16 protein-coding genes are annotated in these 17,286 nt (G+C 62.6%); 4 read left to right on the top strand and 12 right to left on the bottom strand.

Annotated elements, in window-relative coordinates; genetic code table 11:
* Positions 1-5: 5 nt before the first annotated feature.
* Positions 6-1,286 carry a nucleotide sugar dehydrogenase gene (locus X756_RS157300; protein ID WP_023729168.1) on the bottom strand — a complete coding sequence of 427 codons (1,281 nt, stop codon included), beginning with the start codon at positions 1,284-1,286 and terminating at the stop codon, positions 6-8.
* Positions 1,287-1,388: 102 nt separating this feature from the next.
* On the opposite strand from X756_RS157300, the gene X756_RS1000000169305 reads away from it, so the two are divergent.
* From X756_RS1000000169305 to X756_RS157315, 3 genes are all read left to right on the top strand, one after another.
* A complete protein-coding gene (locus X756_RS1000000169305) occupies positions 1,389-1,571 on the top strand; it encodes a hypothetical protein (protein ID WP_023667816.1) in 183 nt (60 codons plus the stop codon).
* 179 nt (positions 1,572-1,750) lie between these two features.
* A complete protein-coding gene (locus tag X756_RS157310; RefSeq protein WP_023729167.1) occupies positions 1,751-2,728 on the top strand; it encodes a UDP-glucuronic acid decarboxylase family protein in 978 nt (325 codons plus the stop codon).
* 225 nt (positions 2,729-2,953) lie between these two features.
* Complete coding sequence (locus X756_RS157315; RefSeq protein WP_023729166.1) at positions 2,954-4,915, top strand: 3-hydroxyacyl-CoA dehydrogenase NAD-binding domain-containing protein; 1,962 nt, start codon at positions 2,954-2,956, stop codon at positions 4,913-4,915.
* 8 nt (positions 4,916-4,923) lie between these two features.
* Here the strand turns inward: X756_RS157315 and X756_RS157320 are convergent, their stop codons facing one another.
* The 5 genes from X756_RS157320 to X756_RS157340 all read right to left on the bottom strand — a co-directional run bounded on the left by X756_RS157320 (position 4,924) and on the right by X756_RS157340 (position 10,056).
* The gene (locus X756_RS157320) at positions 4,924-6,195 is read right to left on the bottom strand and encodes a cysteine desulfurase-like protein (RefSeq protein WP_023729165.1); all 1,272 of its coding nucleotides are present in this window, start codon (positions 6,193-6,195) and stop codon (positions 4,924-4,926) included.
* 45 nt (positions 6,196-6,240) lie between these two features.
* Entirely contained in the window at positions 6,241-6,915 is a 675-nt protein-coding gene (locus X756_RS157325) for an amino acid ABC transporter permease (protein ID WP_023667812.1), read from the bottom strand.
* A gap of 150 nt (positions 6,916-7,065) precedes the next feature.
* Entirely contained in the window at positions 7,066-7,863 is a 798-nt protein-coding gene (locus tag X756_RS157330) for an ABC transporter substrate-binding protein (protein WP_023682726.1), read from the bottom strand.
* A gap of 76 nt (positions 7,864-7,939) precedes the next feature.
* Entirely contained in the window at positions 7,940-9,139 is a 1,200-nt protein-coding gene (locus X756_RS157335) for a pyridoxal phosphate-dependent aminotransferase (RefSeq protein WP_023729164.1), read from the bottom strand.
* 155 nt (positions 9,140-9,294) lie between these two features.
* Positions 9,295-10,056 (bottom strand): HpcH/HpaI aldolase/citrate lyase family protein, encoded by a 762-nt coding sequence (locus X756_RS157340; protein ID WP_023729163.1) that lies wholly within the window; start codon positions 10,054-10,056, stop codon positions 9,295-9,297.
* A 120-nt stretch (positions 10,057-10,176) separates the two neighbouring features.
* Between X756_RS157340 and X756_RS157345 the strand changes: the two genes are divergently transcribed.
* Positions 10,177-11,268: an LLM class flavin-dependent oxidoreductase gene (locus tag X756_RS157345; protein ID WP_023729162.1), complete on the top strand. Its 1,092-nt coding sequence runs from the start codon at positions 10,177-10,179 to the stop codon at positions 11,266-11,268.
* Positions 11,269-11,291: 23 nt separating this feature from the next.
* Here the strand turns inward: X756_RS157345 and X756_RS157350 are convergent, their stop codons facing one another.
* The 6 genes from X756_RS157350 to X756_RS157375 are packed head-to-tail and all read right to left on the bottom strand — an operon-like array spanning position 11,292 to position 17,227.
* Positions 11,292-11,687, bottom strand: coding sequence for a RidA family protein (locus X756_RS157350; RefSeq protein ID WP_023667806.1), 396 nt, complete (start codon positions 11,685-11,687; stop codon positions 11,292-11,294).
* Between the two features lie 54 nt (positions 11,688-11,741).
* Positions 11,742-12,890, bottom strand: a complete 1,149-nt coding sequence (locus X756_RS157355) for an acyl-CoA dehydrogenase family protein (RefSeq protein ID WP_023729161.1) — start codon at positions 12,888-12,890, stop codon at positions 11,742-11,744.
* Complete coding sequence (locus X756_RS157360) at positions 12,890-13,702, bottom strand: enoyl-CoA hydratase family protein (RefSeq protein ID WP_023729160.1); 813 nt, start codon at positions 13,700-13,702, stop codon at positions 12,890-12,892. Before X756_RS157360 ends, X756_RS157355 begins: the two co-directional genes overlap by 1 nt.
* Positions 13,699-14,169 (bottom strand): MarR family transcriptional regulator, encoded by a 471-nt coding sequence (locus X756_RS157365; protein WP_023667803.1) that lies wholly within the window; start codon positions 14,167-14,169, stop codon positions 13,699-13,701. The genes X756_RS157360 and X756_RS157365 overlap by 4 nt, the downstream gene beginning before the upstream one ends.
* The gene (locus tag X756_RS157370) at positions 14,163-14,936 is read right to left on the bottom strand and encodes an SDR family NAD(P)-dependent oxidoreductase (RefSeq protein ID WP_023699861.1); all 774 of its coding nucleotides are present in this window, start codon (positions 14,934-14,936) and stop codon (positions 14,163-14,165) included. Before X756_RS157370 ends, X756_RS157365 begins: the two co-directional genes overlap by 7 nt.
* Positions 14,933-17,227: a bifunctional salicylyl-CoA 5-hydroxylase/oxidoreductase gene (locus X756_RS157375; protein ID WP_023729159.1), complete on the bottom strand. Its 2,295-nt coding sequence runs from the start codon at positions 17,225-17,227 to the stop codon at positions 14,933-14,935. Before X756_RS157375 ends, X756_RS157370 begins: the two co-directional genes overlap by 4 nt.
* Between the last annotated feature and the right edge of the window lie 59 nt (positions 17,228-17,286).

Raw genomic sequence — 17,286 nt, 5'->3', positions numbered from 1 at the left:
GAGCTTTACAAGCTCCAGTATTTTATGTTTTCGGGAACTTCATTGGGCTTGATGGCCGACTTGACATCGAACAGTGTCCCCCCCGGCCTGATCATTTGAAAAAGACGCGCTCTTTCGTTGGTGAGATATTGCCTGTGAGGCACCGCCAGAACAAGCGCCTGCAAATCGTTTATCTCATCGAGCGGCAGGATTGTTTCGCCGTGATCACGCCGAGCGGTTTCGACATCGGCAAGGGGATCATGGACTTTCGGGACAATTCCGAACTGCCTTAGTTCCTTGACCATGTCGAAAACGCGGCTGTTGCGCAAATCCGGCACGTCCTCCTTGAATGTCAGCCCGAGAATGCCGACAGAAGCCCCTTTGACGGGCGTGTCAGAACCAATCAGCCGTTTGACAACCTGCTGGGCGACGAAGGCCCCCATGCCGTCATTGATGCGACGTCCGGCGAGGATGATCTGCGGATGGTAACCTTCGGCCTCGGCCTTGGCGGTCAAATAATATGGATCGACGCTGATGCAGTGGCCGCCGACGAACCCCGGTTTGAAGGGAAGGAAGTTCCATTTCGTCGACGCAGCATCAAGAACATCCTGCGTCCGGATATCGAGCCGTTCGAAGATCATTGCCAGTTCGTTCATCAGCGCGATGTTCAGATCGCGCTGGGTGTTCTCGATAACCTTCGCTGCCTCGGCCACCTTGATCGACGGGGCGCGGTAGACGCCGGCATCTATGATACGGCCATAAACGTTCGCGACGCGCTCCAGCGTCTCGTTATTCTCGCCGGAGACGACTTTGACGATCTTTTGCAGCGAGTGTTCCCGATCGCCGGGGTTGGCGCGTTCGGGCGAATAGCCGAGGGCAAAGTCGCGGGGATGTCGCAGGCCGGAAACCTGCTCGATGATCGGCCCACAGAAATCTTCGGTCACACCTGGATAGACTGTCGACTCAAAAACGACGACGGCGCCTTTGCTCACCGCCTCGCCGACGAGTTCGGACGCCAGTTTCAAAGAAGCTAGATCGGGAGCGCGATTTGCGTCGATAGGGGTTGGCACGGCAACGATGAAGAAAGTAGCGCCTTTCAACATCTCCCGATCGGTGGTCAGCCCTATCGAGGTCTCCTTGAGCGCCGTTGCGTCAACTTCCCCCGTACGATCGACGCCGCCACGCAATTCCCCGATCCGACGCTCGCTGATGTCAAAAGCTATGGTGCCGGGGAAAACCTTCCCAAAGGCAATGGCTACCGGCAGGCCGACATAACCCAGGCCGATAACTGCAATGCGTTCGGACATCCGTGGGGTTCCTCGAGCCACCTGTTGAGCCGACGTGCTTGTATGGCAGGCTGTTGGCCAATTCAACGATGCTCTATCGCGAAGAGGAATGTCTCACGAAAAATGGTCGTTGCCATTTTCATGTTGCCATCCGCCGATGCCATCGATGTTGTGGATAAAATCCAGCAGGACCGGGTTTCGAGCCACTCTCTGCTGCGGATTGGGGTGAACCGTCAGGTTCTGCCGGCCATCTACGCAGCGGCGGCCCTGACGACAGGGCTGATATTCTCTGCTGCCAATCCATAGGCCACTATCGGCCTCAATCGTGCCTTCTGATCAAACCAAATGCCCGGATCGGAATTCGCATCGGCACCGAGCGGATCTGCGAAATTTCAGTTTGGTCCTTGTGCATTGGCTGCGGACACGTCGTATCCTGCGTGTGGCGACCGATATCTGGTCGATCAGCATTTGCCTGGGAGCAGAAATTGGCCAGACTCTATGACAGCCGCAGACGCATTCTCGTTACCGGGGGCGCAGGGTTTATCGGCTCGCATCTTATTGACCGCCTGTTGGAACGAGGCGACGAAATCTTGTGTGTCGACAACCTTTTCACCGGATCAAAGCGCAATATCGACCATTTGGCCAAGCATCCCCGCTTCGAATTCATGCGCCATGACGTGACCTTTCCGCTCTTCGTCGAAGTCGATGAGATTTACAACCTGGCGTGTCCGGCCTCGCCTGTTCACTACCAGTACGACCCGGTTCAGACGATCAAGACCGCCGTGCACGGCGCCATCAATGTTCTTGGACTGGCAAAGCGGCTGAAATGCAAAGTCTTTCAGGCCTCCACCAGTGAGGTCTATGGTGACGCGTCTGTGCATCCGCAGCCCGAGAGTTACTGGGGCAATGTAAACCCGATCGGGCCGCGCTCATGCTACGATGAAGGCAAACGCTGCGCCGAAACGCTGTTCTTCGACTATCACCGACAACATGGCTTGTGGGTCAAGGTCGCGCGGATTTTCAATACGTTCGGGCCGCGCATGCACCCGGCAGACGGCAGGGTTGTCTCAAATTTCATCGTGCAGGCGCTTCGTGGTGAACCGATAACCATTTTCGGCGACGGCTCACAGACAAGGTCGTTTTGCTACGTCGACGACCTGGTGAGCGGCATGCTGCGCCTCATGGATACGGGGCCGGAGGTGACCGGTCCAGTAAACATCGGCAATCCAAGGGAAGTAACGATCAGGCGCTTGGCCGAACTGACGACGCAGATGACCGGATCAGGTTCGGATATAATTTACCGCGATCTTCCGCAAGACGATCCGCGGCACCGCCAGCCCGATATCACCCTTGCCAAAAGGCTTGTCGGCTGGGAGCCGACGGTGACTTTGGAAGCCGGGCTGCAACAGACGATCGACTATTTCAAAGCCCTGCTGCCGAAGGTTTCCACAAACTCGCCTTGACCCGGCACCGCAGTGCAACCGTCAAGTCTGACCGATCACCGTCGTGGTAGCGACGCCTTTTGCAGTCGACTCCGGTAGGCTTGAAGTTTTTTGAATTCTAATTATTTTAAGATTGAAATTATTTGAAGAACCCCATGGCTCTTCATCCGTCCGAGCCGGGACACCGGCATTTGGCGGAGAGCAGAAGGAGGAGGAAGATTTGCCGTCGTTCCGGGATAAAACTCCATGAACACAGCACGATTTTCCGAGAGTGTCACAGGCAAGATCGTCGATGGCGTTCTCGTCGTCACGATCGAAAATCCGCCGGCCAACGCGCTGTCCTTCCATGTCAGGGCCGGACTGATGGCTGCGCTTGGGCGTGCGGCGTCGGATGAAGTGTCTGCCGTGGTGCTGACCGCCATTGGGCGCACCTTCATCGGTGGCGCCGATATCAAGGAATTCGGCAAGCCCGCTATCAAGCCCACACTGCCTGAAGTGATCGAAGCGATCGAGAGCTTCGCGAAACCGGTCGTCGCGACAGTTGGCGGCGCGGCGCTCGGCGGCGGCTGCGAGATTGCGCTGGCCTGCCACTACCGGGTGGCCAGCAAGGCGGCCAGCTTCGGCCTGCCCGAGGTCAAGCTCGGGTTAGTGCCTGGGGCCGGCGGAACCCAACGCCTGCCCCGCCTCATCGGCACGGTCGCCGCAATCGACCTGATCGGCACGGGTCGGCCCGCGAAAGCCGACGAAGCGCTCACTCTCGGTCTGATCGATGCCATTGCAGACGATCTTCCCGAAGGCGCGCTCGATGTCGCCCGCCGTCTCGTTGGCCAACCGTTGCGGCGCACGGGCGCGCTTTCCGTCCCACGCTCGCAACCCGAAGCCGAAGCGGCAGCCGCAAGAATGGTGCTTTCCCGCAGCCGTGGACAGATCGCGCCTGCAGAAGCCGTGAGATTGGTCCAGGCTGCGTCCATGGCCAAACTTGAGGACGGTCTTGCGGACGAACGCGCGACCTTCCTGCGCCTCCGGGATTCTCGCGAAGCGGCAGCGTTGCGCCACGTCTTCTTTGCCGAGAGGCAAGCCAGCAAAGTCGACAGGCTGGAGGGTGTCACGCCTCGCAAGGTCGAGACCGTCGGTATCGTCGGAACCGGCCTGATGGGTGCAGGCATCGCGGTCTCGGCCTTGAATGCCGGCTATCGCGTAATCGGCATCGAGCAGAACGACGGCGCCGCGGCAAAAGGATACGAGCGTATCGCCGGGCTTCTCGACAAGTCGGTCCAATCCGGCCGTCTCACCGATCATGCGCGCAGGGAGGCGCTGAGCCGGTTTGAAGCGGCCAGCGACGCCGGCAGGCTGGTGCAGGCCGATCTGGTCATCGAGGCAGTGTTCGACGATCTCGCGGTAAAAACCGAACTCTTCCGGAAGCTCGAACGTATCGTCCGCCCGGACGCCATCCTTGCGACCAACACCAGCTACCTCAACCCCGACGAGATCGCCTCTGCAACCGCCCGGCCCGAACGGATCGTCGGCCTGCATTTTTTCTCCCCGGCCAACGTCATGCGGCTCACCGAAGTGGTGGATTGCGCGGCGACGGCGCCCGATGTGCTCGCCTCGGCGATCGCCTTCGTCAGGAAGCTCGGCAAGCTGCCTGTCGTGTGCGGCGTTACCGAGGGTTTCATCGGCAACCGCATCTATTCCGCCTACCGCCGCGAGGCGGAGTTCATGGTGGAGGATGGCGCAGCACCCGATGAGGTGGATGCCGCGCTGGAGGCCTGGGGCTTCCCGATGGGGATCTTCGCGGTCAACGACATGGCTGGGCTGGAGATAGCCTGGGCGCGGCGCAAGCGACAGGCGGCGATGCGCGATCCGCAAGCACGTTATGTCGAGATCGCCGACCGGCTGTGCGAGGCCGGCCGCTTCGGCCGCAAGACCGGGCGCGGCTGGTACGATTATTCCGACGGCGAGCGCAGGAGCGACCCGCAAGTGGCCGCGCTGATCGAGGCCGTTCGGGCGGCCAAGGACATCGTGCCGCGCCGCTTTTCGCCCGATGAGATCGTCACGCGCTTGCTGGCGGCAATGGCCGAAGAGGGCAAGGCCTTGCTTGCCGAAGGCATCGCGGCGCGTGCCTCCGACATCGATCTGGTGATGATCAACGGCTATGGCTTCCCGGCCCACAAGGGCGGGCCGATGTTCCACGCCGGAGACATCTGACGGACAAGCTACGACAGCTTGGCTACGACGGCGCGCAACGCCTGGCCGAAACGCCTGACCTCGTCGACCGTGTTGTAATGGACCAGCGAGGCGCGGATGGCGCCGCTGTCCATCGACAGGTTGAGACGCTTCATCAACCGGGGCGCATACATATGGCCGTCGCGGATGCCGATCTGCATCTCAGCCATTTCCTCGACGATCCGCTGCGGCGACAGCTTGCCGATGTTGAAGCAGAAGGTCGGCACGCGCTCGTTGATGCGGGTCTCTTCCGAAACCCCGTAAATGGTCGCGCCGCAAGCTTTGAGCACCGCGAGCATCTCACGCGCCAGGAGCACTTCGTAGTCGCGGATAGCGCCCATGCCGGCAACGATGTTGTCGCGCCGCGAGCGGTTGTTGGAGGGCGCCAGATTGCGGCCGATCAGTTCCAGGTACTGCACCGCGGCATCCATGCCTGAGACGTTCTCGTAGATGAAGGTGCCGGCCTCGACCTTGTAAGGCGGCTCGTCGGGGATGAAATCCTCGCGGAAGGTCGGCAGCCGCTTCAGCGTTTCGAAGCGGCCCCACAGAAAGCCCATATGCGGCGAGAAATTCTTGTAGCCGGAGCAGACGAGATAGTCGCAGTCCCAGGCCTGCACGTCGATCAGCCCGTGCGGTCCGTAATGCACGCAGTCAAGGAACACTTCGGCGCCGGCCGCATGCGCGATCGCGGCCACCGAAGCGACGTCGACGACCGAACCGATCGAATGCGCGGTCACCGTGCAGGCGACGAGACGGGTGCGATCGGAAACCAGCGGCTTGAGGTCGTCGACATGCAGGTTGCCGTCCTCGCGCATGCGCCACCATTTGAACTTCGCTCCGGCGGGCTCCAGCGCCAGCCACGTGGCGATGTTGGCGTCGTGGTCCATATCGGTGATGACGATCTCGTCGCGCTCTGTGTCCTTGGCCAGCATCTGGCCGATGCCGAGGCTGACCAGGCGAATGAACGAGGTGGCGTTCATGCCGAAGCAGATTTCCGACGGACTGTAGGCGTTGATCAGCAAGGCCACGCTCGTCCGAGCATCCGCAACCGATTGGTCGACCGTGACCGAGCGCCCATAGCGACCACCACGCTGCACATTGTGCGAGACCAGGTGATTGGTCACCGCGTCGAGCACGCTCTGCGGGATCTGCGCGCCGGCGGCGTTGTCCATGAAGATGAAATCACCGGCGCGCTGCAAGGCCGGAAACATGGCGCGGATGGTGTCGACCGGAAAGCCGCCGGCGGCTTGGGAATTGCTCAACTGTATCTCCTGCGAATGGCTTGGGAAGCGGGACGGTTGATGAGGTCAGCGCGTCTTCTCGGTCTTGAAGCGGTCTTCGAGCAGGCTGACGAGGCGGACCATCGGCCAGAGGAAGATGAGATAGACCAAAGCGGCGCCGATCAGCGGCGAGGGATTGGCATAGAGCGACTGCGCGTTGGTCGCTTCCTTCAACAGTTCAGGCAGCGCAACGGTGGAAGCGAGCGACGTGTCCTTGAACATCGAGACGCAATTGCTGGTCATCGGCGGGATGACGACGCGGATCGCCTGCGGCAGCACCACCTTGCGCAAGGTCAAAAGGAAAGGCAGGCCGAGCGCCTGTGCTGCCTCGAATTGGCCTTTCGGAATGCTCTCAATGCCGGAGCGGAACACTTCTGCTGAATAGGCCGACATGATGATGGCGAACGCCGTCACGGCGGAGGCCCAGGACGACAGACGGATGCCGAGGAAGGGCAGCGCATAATAGATCAGGATCAGCACCACCAGCACCGGCAGGGCGCGGAAGATGTCGGTGTAGCCGACCGCCAGCCAGCGCAGCGGCTTCGGCGCATAGAGCCGCAACAGGCTGATCCCCAGGCCGATGGGAATGCCGATGCCGATACTCAAAATGCCGAGCAGCAGCGTGTTCAGGAAGCCACGCAACAGCGCCGGCAGGCTGGACATGATCACGTCAGGATTGAAGAAGGTGTCGATCAGCGACATGGGAGCGTTCCCGAACCCCAGAGCAAAGGATGCTCAAGTTAAAACCAATCGACCTTGCCTCCGATGAGGCTATCCGTGCGGCAGCAGGCGCCGGAGCGTGAAATGAATCGTGCCGGCCCGGGAGCCGGCACGATTTAAGTGCATTGCCGGTCAGGCCTTGGGCAGCGGCATTTCCTTGACCGTCGAGGAATCGGCTGGCGCGTCGCTGCCGAACCACTTCTTGTGGATCGCGGCCAGCGTTCCGTCCTTCTTCATCGCGGTCAGCGCGTCGTTCAGCTTGCCGAGCAGCGGATGGTCCTTGCTCATCATCAGGCCGTACTGTTCGCCGGTCTTGATGCGCTGCTTGACCTTGAGGTCCTTCATCTTGGTGAAGGAGTATTCCATGCCCGGAATATCGCTGACGGCGGCGTCCACGCGGCCCGCGCTGAGGTCGAGCAGCAGGTTCTGCTGCGTGTCATAGCCCTTCACGTCGCTGTAGCCGTCAGCCTCCTGATGCGCCTTGACCCAGGTCTCGCCGGTCGAGCCTGAAAGCACGCCGACGATCTTGCCCTTGAGGTCGGCCTCGGTGTTAACAGCGCTATCGGTCTTCGTCGCAATGCCCATGTCGGAGTCATAATAGGGCTGGGTGAAGGACAGCGTTTTCAGTCGCTCCGGCGTGATGGTGATCGAGGAGATCGCGACATCGATGCGGTTGGAACTGACAGCCGCGAACAGCGCCTGGAAGCCGAGGTCGGCAATGTCGGTGGTCATGCCGGCACGCTTGGCCGCTTCGTTGACGATGTCGACTTCAAAGCCCTCGAACGTGCCGCTCTCGTTCTTGTATTCGAAGGGCGGATTGGTCGGGTAGGCGCCGACATTGAGCACATCGGCGGCAAAGGCGGTGGCCGGGCCGGCAGCGATGCCGATCGTGGCGGCGAGAAGAAGCAGGTTGCGACGAGTGAAGCTCATTTTGTGTTCCCTCTGGTTGTGATCGGGCGGGTTTGCTCCCGCACGGTTTGTTGCCGTCCCACCTCCCAGCGGGGCGTCAATTCATGGCGGCGACCATGCGCTCGAGCGCGGTCGCTATCTGGTCGCGTTCACGGCACACGCACATCCGCAGGAAGGCCGCTGCCGAATTTCCAAAGAGGTGGCCGGGAGCCAGCCCGACGCGCGCCGTCTCCAGTATCCTGGCGCAGGCCTGCCGGGCGTCGCTTTCGCCGTCCATGGCAAAGAAGGCATACATGCCTCCGCGCGGTTTCGTCGGCAGGATGATGCCGGGAATCTGGGCCAGCCTGTCATAGGCAAGGTCGAGGCCGGTTTTGATCCGCTGCCTGATCTCCTCGACCAGCGGCTCGCCTTGGCGGATGGCGGCGACAGCGCCTGCCTGGATAGGCGCGGCGGTGCCGCTGTTGGTGTACTGCGTCATGGCGCCAAGCTGGTCGGCCACCCCCGACGGATGCGTCAGCCAGCCGATGCGCCAGCCGGTCATCGCCCACGCCTTCGAAAAACTGTTGACCGACAGCACCCGGTCGCCATCCTCGGCGATCTGCAGGATGGAAGGAGCAACATTGCCGTCGAAATAGAGCCGGCCATAGACCTCGTCGGAGATGATCCAGATGCCGGTGCGCCGGCTGAAGTCGAGCAGCGCCTGCATCTCCTCGCGCGACGCGGTCCAGCCGGTCGGGTTGGACGGCGTCGACAGGAAGATCGCGCGTGTGCGCGCATCGCAAGTGGCGAACAGCCGGTCGAGATCGAGATGCCAGTCGCCCTTGAAGTCGAGCGAAAACGGCCTTGGCTCGCCGCCGATCAGATGGATGGCGTTGTGGATGTTGGGCCATTGCGGCGCGACATAGACGACGTTGCTGCCGGTATCGACCAGCAGTTCCAGCGCCAGGTACAGCGCCTGCATGCCGCCAGGCGTGACCGTGGTGCGCGCAATCGGGATCGTCCGGCCGTGAATGCGCGTTTGGTATTCCGACAGCGCCTCGTTCAGTAGGGGGTGCCCACGCATGTTAGGGACGTAGAACGTCTGGCCTTCATCGAAGGCGGCCTTCGCCGCGTCGCGGATGAAAGCGGGCGTCACCATGTCGCCTTCGCCGTACCAGAGCGCGATCACGTCGCCCAGTTCTCGGGCGCGCACGGCAAGGTTGGCAATGTTTTCGGTGTGCAGGTCACGGATCTGGGCACGTACGCCGTCGAAAGCATAACGCGCGCTGGACGATGACTGGGGCAGTATGAACGACAAGGACTGAAACCCCTCCCACCCGGAGCACCGCGACGGACTGCCCGGCAAGCCCCACCGGCACGACAGTCGCCATCGAGTTTGGATGCTATCCAATGTGCTGCGCTTTTCAAGGAAAAAGTTTTAAGCTTAAAAAGTTTTTGCCCGATCCCGCCCGTCTACCGCAGCTCGGCGCGCGCAGCGGTGCAGTTGGCCGCAGCGCCGGCGCCAAGAAACATCGTATCGCTGGCCAGCACGAAGAAGCTCGCGCCGATAGCGGCCCACTGGCTGATCGTCTGTGGCCTGGCGCAAAATATACCCGATGTCCTGCCATGCGCGACGGTCGCGCGGATGATCCTTGTGATCGCCTCATTGAGCTTGTCCACGCCTTTCGGCCCGATCGCATCGATCGACACGGAGAGATCGCCGGGGCCGACGAAGACCACATCGATGCCGTCTATGGCCGCGATCGCCTCGATGTTGGCCAGCCCCTCCGATGTCTCGACCTGGACCGCGACGACCACCCTGTCATTGGCCGCGGCCAGATATTCGGGAATGCGATAGCCATAGCCGGCCGCGCGGCCAGGCCCGACGCCGCGCTCGCCCAGCGGCGGATAGCGCGAGGCTTTCACCGCCGCCTCGGCCTGAGCAGCGGTCGAGACGCGCGGCACGAGCACGCCTTGTGCGCCGCTGTCGAGCGCCGCCTGGATAGCTTCCGGCGCATGACCGGGAACACGCACCATGGCCGGCACGCGATGCACGTCGGCCGCGCGCACCATGGTTTCGATCGTGTCGCGCGCGATCTGGGCATGTTCCCAGTCGATGCAGACGAAGTCGAGGCCGGTGAGCGCCATCACTTCGACGGCGACGGGATGGGGAATAGCGGCGAAGGAGCCGACGAGATTGGTCTTGCCGATGCACTTCTGACGGAACGCGCTCATATCCATCCCCTTTTCCCCTCCAAATTCATATCCGCAATCGGCGGCGAGGCGAAGCTATTTCAGGCTTGAAATATTTTTGCGCGGGCCTAGCGTGTCGGTCTCCCGCCACGAGTTCCCATGATGATCAAAACGCATCCCCTGCACGGCTCGAACAAACTGAAGCTCGGCGTCTTTTCGACCAATGCCGATGGCGGTCTGGCCATCACCGATGTGCCGGAACGCTGGACGGCAAGCTGGCAGGACAATCTGACGGCGGCGCAGATCGCCGACCGCGCCGGGCTGGAATTTATGCTTCCGATCGCGCGCTGGCGTGGCTTTGGCGGCCGCAACAAGGTGCGCGAATGGTCGTTCGAGACCTTCACCTGGGCAGCAGCTCTGGCGGTGGCCACCGAGCAGATCGGCCTGTTCATGACCGTGCATGTGCCGCTGGTGCATCCGCTCTATGCCGCCAAGGCGCTGGCAACTGTCGACCATATCAGCCAGGGCCGCGCCGGCTTGAACATCGTCTGCGGCTGGAACCCGAAGGAATTCGGCATGTTCGGCACGCCTTTGGTCGAGAAGGGCTACGACCAGGCCGCCGAATGGATCGAAATCCTGGAGAAGCTCTACGCCTCGGACCAGCCTCTGGACTATGAAGGCACCTACTATCGCCTCAAGGAGGCGGTGAGCCGGCCGGCGAGCCTGCAGGTTCCACGCCCGGTGACCATGAACGCTGCTTTCGGTGGCCCGGGCCGGGATTTCGCCGCCGCCCGATGCGATTATCTGTTCACGACCTTTTCGGAAATGAGCGATGCCGGCAAGCATGTCGCCGACATCAGCGAGCGGGCCGACAAGGTTGGCCGCAACGTCGGCGTCTACACGGTGGCGCATGTCGTCTGCCGTCCAACCATGGAAGAGGCGCAGGCCTACTACACGCGCTATGCCGTCGATCTGGTCGACCACAATGCGGTCGATGCTCATATGGCAGGCAAGAAGGAGTTCTCGCAGTCGCATGACCCGCATGCCTATGACCGCTACCGGCAGCGTTTCGCCGGCGGCGCCGGCACCTACCCGCTGGTTGGAACGCCGGAGACGATTGCCGCCGAGATCGCGGCAATAGCCGGGCATGGCTACCAGGGCATCGCGCTGTCGTTCGTCAACTACACCCAGGAACTGCCCTATTTCTGCGACCACGTATTTCCGCTGCTGAAGCGGGCGGGGCTGCGCTGCTGATCAATCCGGGAATAACGAATTCGTTAATCCGGAATGACGGCGGTTGCCTGAATTTCGATCTTGGCGCGATCTTCCACCAGCGCCACCACCTGCATGGCGGCCATCGCTGGGAAATGCCGGCCGATCACCTCGCGATAGGCCTCGCCTATACCCTTGAGATTGCCGAGATATTCGGCCTTGTCGGTGAAATACCAAGTCATCGCGGTGATGTGCCGTGGCTCCGCGCCGGCTTCCGCCAGCACGGCGACGATGTTTTGCAGCGTCTGCCGCACCTGGCCGGCGAAATCGTCGGTCTCGAACTGGCACTGCCCGTTCCAGCCGACCTGTCCGCCCACGAAGACGAGCCTGCCGCGCGCAGCAATGCCGTTGGCGTAGCCGACCGGTTTCGCCCAGCCCTCCGGCTGCAGGATCTCGTGCATTTTCAAGCCTCCCCGGTATTCTTAAAGATCAATCTCAAATCAAATACATCGCCGTCAGGCCGCGCCCATCACCTGCCGTGCGATCACCACCTTCTGCACATCGGATGCGCCCTCGTAGATGCGTAGCGCGCGGATCTCGCGATAGAGGCTCTCGACGATATGGCCCTTGCGGACGCCGTCCCCCCCATGCAGCTGCACAGCCTTGTCGATCACCTCTTGCGCCTTGTCGGTGGCGAACAGCTTAGCCATCGCCGCCTCGCGGGTGACACGAGCCGCGCCCATGTCCTTGGTCCAAGCAGCGCGGTAGACCAGCAGCGCTGCGGCATCGATGTCCAGCGCCATGTCGGCGATATGGCCTTGCACCATCTGCAGCTCTGCCATCGGAGCGCCGAAAAGTTTGCGCTCGGCCACCCTGCTGATGCTTTCGTCCAGCGCCCGGCGGGCAAAGCCGAGTGCCGCCGCGCCGACCGTGGAGCGGAACACGTCAAGCACCGACATGGCGATGCGGAAGCCGTCTCCCGGTTTGCCGATCAGCGCCGAGGCCGGCACCCGGACCTGATCGAAGGAAAGCCGCGCCAGCGGATGCGGCGCGATCACTTCAAGGCGCTCGGCAATGCCAAGCCCCTTGGTATCAGCGGGTACGAGAAAGGCGGAAAGTCCCTTGGCACCCGGTGCCTCGGCGGTGCGGGCAAAGACGACGTAGAGATCGGCAATGCCGCCATTGGAAATCCAGGTCTTCTCGCCGCTGAGGATATAGAAGTCGCCATCGCGGCTCGCCATCATTTCGGTGTTGGCGACATCCGACCCGGAGCGTGGCTCCGAAAGCGCGAAGGCGGAAATCGTCTTGCCGGCCCTGGTCTTTGCCAGCCATTGCTGCTGGTCGGGCGTGCCGAACAGGCTGAGCGCGCCGGTGCCGAGCCCCTGCATGGCGAAGGCAAAGTCGGCCAACCCGTCATGGCGCGCCAGCGTCTCGCGGGTGATGCACAAGGTGCGGACATCGAGCGGTCCCGGATTGTCCGTATCGAGCGCCGTCGGCTTCAGCCAGCCGTCGCGGCCAAGTTTCGCCACCAGTTCGCGGCAGGCGGCATCGACGTCATGGTGATCGACGGGCAGGTTCCTGACGCACCATGCTTCCAGCCTTTCGGCCAGTTCGCGGTGGCGATCTTCAAAGAACGGCCAGCTGAGGAAGCTCCTGTCTGCCATCAATTCCCCTCGAACACCGGTTTTTCCTTGGCCACGAAGGCCTTGTAGGCGCGCTCGAAGTCACGCGTCTGCATGCAGATCGCCTGCGCCTGCGCTTCCGCTTCGATTGCCTGGTCGAGGCCCATCGACCATTCCTGGTTGAGCTGCGTCTTGGTGATGCCGTGCGCGAAGGTCGGGCCGGAGACGATGCGCGCCGCCATCTCGAGCGCGTCGGCCTCGAGCACTGCGGCATCGACCAGCCTGTTGTAGAAGCCCCAGCGCTCGCCTTCCGCCGCCGTCATCGTGCGGCCGGTGTAGAGCAATTCGGCGGCACGGCCCTGGCCGATGATGCGCGGCAGGATCGCGCACGCGCCCATATCGCAGCCGGCAAGCCCGACGCGGGTGAACAGGAAAGCGGTCTTGGCCTCCGGCGTGGCGATGCGGATGTCGGCGCTCATGGCGATGATGGCGCCGGCGCCGACCGCGACCCCGTCGACCGCCGCGATGATCGGCTTGCCGCAATTGAGCATCGCCTTGACGAAATCGCCGGTCATGCGGGTGAAGGCGAGCAATTCCTTCATGTCCATCTTGACCAAGGGGCCGATAATGTCGTGGACATCGCCGCCCGAGGAGAAATTGCCGCCATTGGGCAGGAACACCACGGCGTCGACGTCGTCGGCATAGACGAGATCGCGGAACGTGTCGCGCAGTTCCGCATAGCTGTCGAAGGTCAGCGGATTCTTGCGCTCCGGCCGGTCGAGCCGCACCTTGGCGATCCTGCCTTCGACTTCCCAAAGGAAGTGCTTCGGCTTGAGGCCGGCCATCGAACTCATTCGCGTCCCTCCCAGTTGCTGCGGAACGAGGTCAGCATGCCGGTCAGCCGGCGCGCATCCTCCTCGCTGACCTTGGCCAGCAATTCTCCGATCCAACCCTCATGCGCCGCGGCCATTGCGGCAAAAGATTTGGAACCCTCGTCGGTCAGTCGCACCATGGATGTGCGGCGATCGCCATTGCGGCGCGCGCGCGCGACCACCCCTTCCGAAACCAGCCGGTCGACGATGCCGGTGACATTGCCGTTGGATACCAGCAGGAAGCGCGACAGATCGCTCATCAGCATGCCTTCCGGCGCGCGGTAGAGGGCGGCCATGACGTCGAAACGCGGCAGCGTCGTATCGAATTCCTTCTTCAGGCGCTCGCGCAGCTCCGCTTCGATCGTGCGCGAGGCGCGCAGCAGCCTGATCCAGAGACGCAGCCGGTCCTTGCCGGGTCCCGACGGCGCGGGCAATGGGCCGGCTACCATGTTTCGCCTCCTGAGATCGAAATTGCTTGTCCGGTAATCGACGCAGCCGCATCGCCGCACAGCCAGAGCACCGTCGCGGCAACTTCCTGCGGCTGGATGAAACGGCCTTGCGGGTTGGTCGAGGCAAGGCTCGCCCGCGCCTGCTCGACTGAGCGGCCGGTCTTTTCGACGACGCGCTGAATGGAGTCCGCCAGCATGTCGGTCTCTACGAAGCCCGGGCAAACGGCGTTGACGGTCACGCCGGATTTCGCCGTCTCGGCCGCCAGTGCCCGCATCAGCCCGACCACCCCATGCTTGGCCGCCACGTAGGGCGCGACATAGGCGTAGCCTTTCAGCCCTGCGGTCGAGGCGACGAAGACGATCCGGCCCGCCTTGCGCGCGGCCATGCCGGCCAGCGCCGGCTTCACCGTCAGGAAGGCGCCGGTCAGATTGACGTCGAGCGTCCGCTGCCAGTCGGCAAGCGAGGTCCTGTGCGCCGGCGTGCTGCCGGCCATGCCGGCATTGGCGACGACGATGTCGAACGGGCCGCGCACGGCTTCCGCTTGCGCGTAGAGCGAAATCATCGCCGCCTCGTCGGTGACATCGGCTGACATGGCGTGGATGCGGTCGTTCTCGCCGGCCAACTTGGCAAGCTCGGCGTCGCGCCTCCCGCATATGGTCACCTCTATGCCGGCCTCGGCCAGCACGAGCGCGATGGCCCGGCCGACGCCGGAGCCGCCGCCAGTGACCAGCGCATGTTTGCCTGAAATCGCCAAGGCCGTCGTCATACTTTCAGCCCCGCCGCCGCATCGCGCTCGGCCAGCCGGTAGATCTGGTCGCGTCCGGGCAGATAGGGATCCGGCCATTTGACACCACGATCACCGAGCGTCACGGCCGCATGCAGCGTCCAGTAGGGATCGGCGAGATGCGGCCGTGCCAGGGCCACCAGGTCGGCGCGGCCGGCCATCAGGATCGAATTGACATGATCCGGCTCGTAGATGTTGCCGACCGCCATCGTCGCCATGCCGACCTCGTTGCGGATCCGGTCCGAGAACGGCGTCTGGAACATTCGGCCATAGACAGGCTTGGCGGCAATCGAGGTCTGGCCTGCCGAGACGTCGCATATGTCGACGCCGGCTTCGTGCAGCATCCGCGCGATCTCCACCGCATCGGCCGGCGTCACACCTTCGATGCCGACCCAATCATTGGCCGAAATGCGCACCGAAATCGGCTTTCGCGGCGGCCAGGCGGCGCGCACCGCATGGAAGATTTCCAGGGGATAGCGCATGCGATTTTCCAGCGAACCGCCATACTCATCCGTGCGCTGGTTGGTGACCGGCGTGATGAAGGACGACAGCAAATAGCCATGCGCGGCATGGATCTCGAGCATGTCGAAACCGCAGCGATCTGCCATCTCGGTGGACGCGACGAACTGGTCACGCACCTCGTCCATGTCGGCGCGGTCCATGGCTTTCGGCACCTGATTCTCAGGCGACCATGCAATCGCCGAGGCCGCCATGACCGGCCAATTGCCCGAGGAGAGCGGCACGTCGGTGCCCTCCCAGCCGACACGGGTCGAGCCCTTGGCCCCGGAATGCCCGATCTGGGCGCAGATTTTAGCCTCGGTCTCGGTGTGGACGAAATCGACCAGCCGCTTCCACGCCACCTCATGTTCGGACGCATAGAAGCCGGGACAACCGGGCGTGATGCGTCCTTCCGGGCTGACGCAGGTCATCTCGATATAGACAAGCCCGGCGCCGCCCTTGGCACGCTCGGCATAGTGGGCGAAATGCCAGTCGGTCGGGCAGCCATCGACGGCCTTGTACTGCGCCATCGGCGAAACGACGATGCGGTTGTTGAGCTGCATGTCGCGCAGTTTGAACGGCGCGAACATCGGTGCCCGGCGTTGCCTGTTGCCGCCTGCCCCCGCCTGGCGCTGGAACCATTGCTCGGCGCTTTCAAGCCATTTGGCATCGCGCAGCCGCAAATTCTCGTGGCTGATGCGCTGCGAGCGGGTCAGCAGCGAATAATTGAACTGTACCGGATCGAGGCCGAGATAGCGCTCGACCTCCTCGAACCACTCCAGCGAATTGCGCGCCGCCGACTGCAGCTTCAGCACCTCGGTGCGGCGCGCATCCTCATACTTGCGGAAGGCGGCGTCGAGGTCCGGTTCGGTTTTGACATATTCGGCCAGCGCCACCGCGCTTTCCAATGCGAGCTTGGTGCCTGAGCCGATCGAGAAATGTGCCGAGGCCGCCGCGTCGCCCATCAGCGCCAGGTTCTTGTAGGACCAGCGTTCGCAGAGCACGCGCGGGAAATTGATCCAGGCCGAACCTCTGATGTGATTGGCATTGGTCATCAGAGCGTGGCCGCCGAGATGTTTCTCAAAAATGCGCTCGCAGACGGCGATGGATTCCTGCTGCGACATGGCGCCGAAGCCGAAGGCAGCCCAGGTCTGTTCGCTGCACTCGACAATGAAGGTCGCTGTCTCGCTGTCGAATTGATAGGCGTGCGCCCACACCCAGCCATGCTCGGTCTTCTCGAAGATGAAGGTGAAGGCGTCGTCGAATTTCTGGTTGGTGCCGAGCCAGACGAATTTGCATTTGCGGGTGTCGATGTCGGGCTTGAAGACTTCGACGAAGGTGTTGCGCGCCCTTGAGTTCAGCCCATCGGCGGCGACGACCAGATCATGCGTCTCCATATAGGGCTGAGGGTCGGCGATATCGCTCTCGAACATCAGCCTCACGCCAAGTTCGCGCGCGCGTCGCTGCAGCAGGATCAGAAGCCGCTTGCGGCCGATGCCACAGAAACCGTGGCCCGACGAGACCGTGCGCACGCCGTCATGGATGACGGCGATGTCGTCCCAATAGGCGAAATGCTTCTTGATCCAGACAGCGCTGACCGGGTCGTTTTTGGCAAGGTTGTCGAGTGTTTCGGCCGACAGCACGACGCCCCAGCCGAACGTATCGTCGGCGCGGTTGCGCTCGAACACCGTGACCTCGTGGGCGGCGTCCCGCAGCTTCATTGAAATGGCAAAGTAGAGGCCGGCTGGTCCGCCACCGAGAACCGCAACCTTCATCCGTGCGATCTCCTCTTCGCTTGCTGCATCTCAAGTATCGCGCCGGAGATGAAATATTT

Source organism: Mesorhizobium sp. LNJC405B00, assembly GCF_000502615.1.
Classification (GTDB): domain Bacteria; phylum Pseudomonadota; class Alphaproteobacteria; order Rhizobiales; family Rhizobiaceae; genus Mesorhizobium.
Note: the sequence above shows the minus strand (reverse complement) of the source record. Positions and strands in the feature narration are given on the sequence as shown.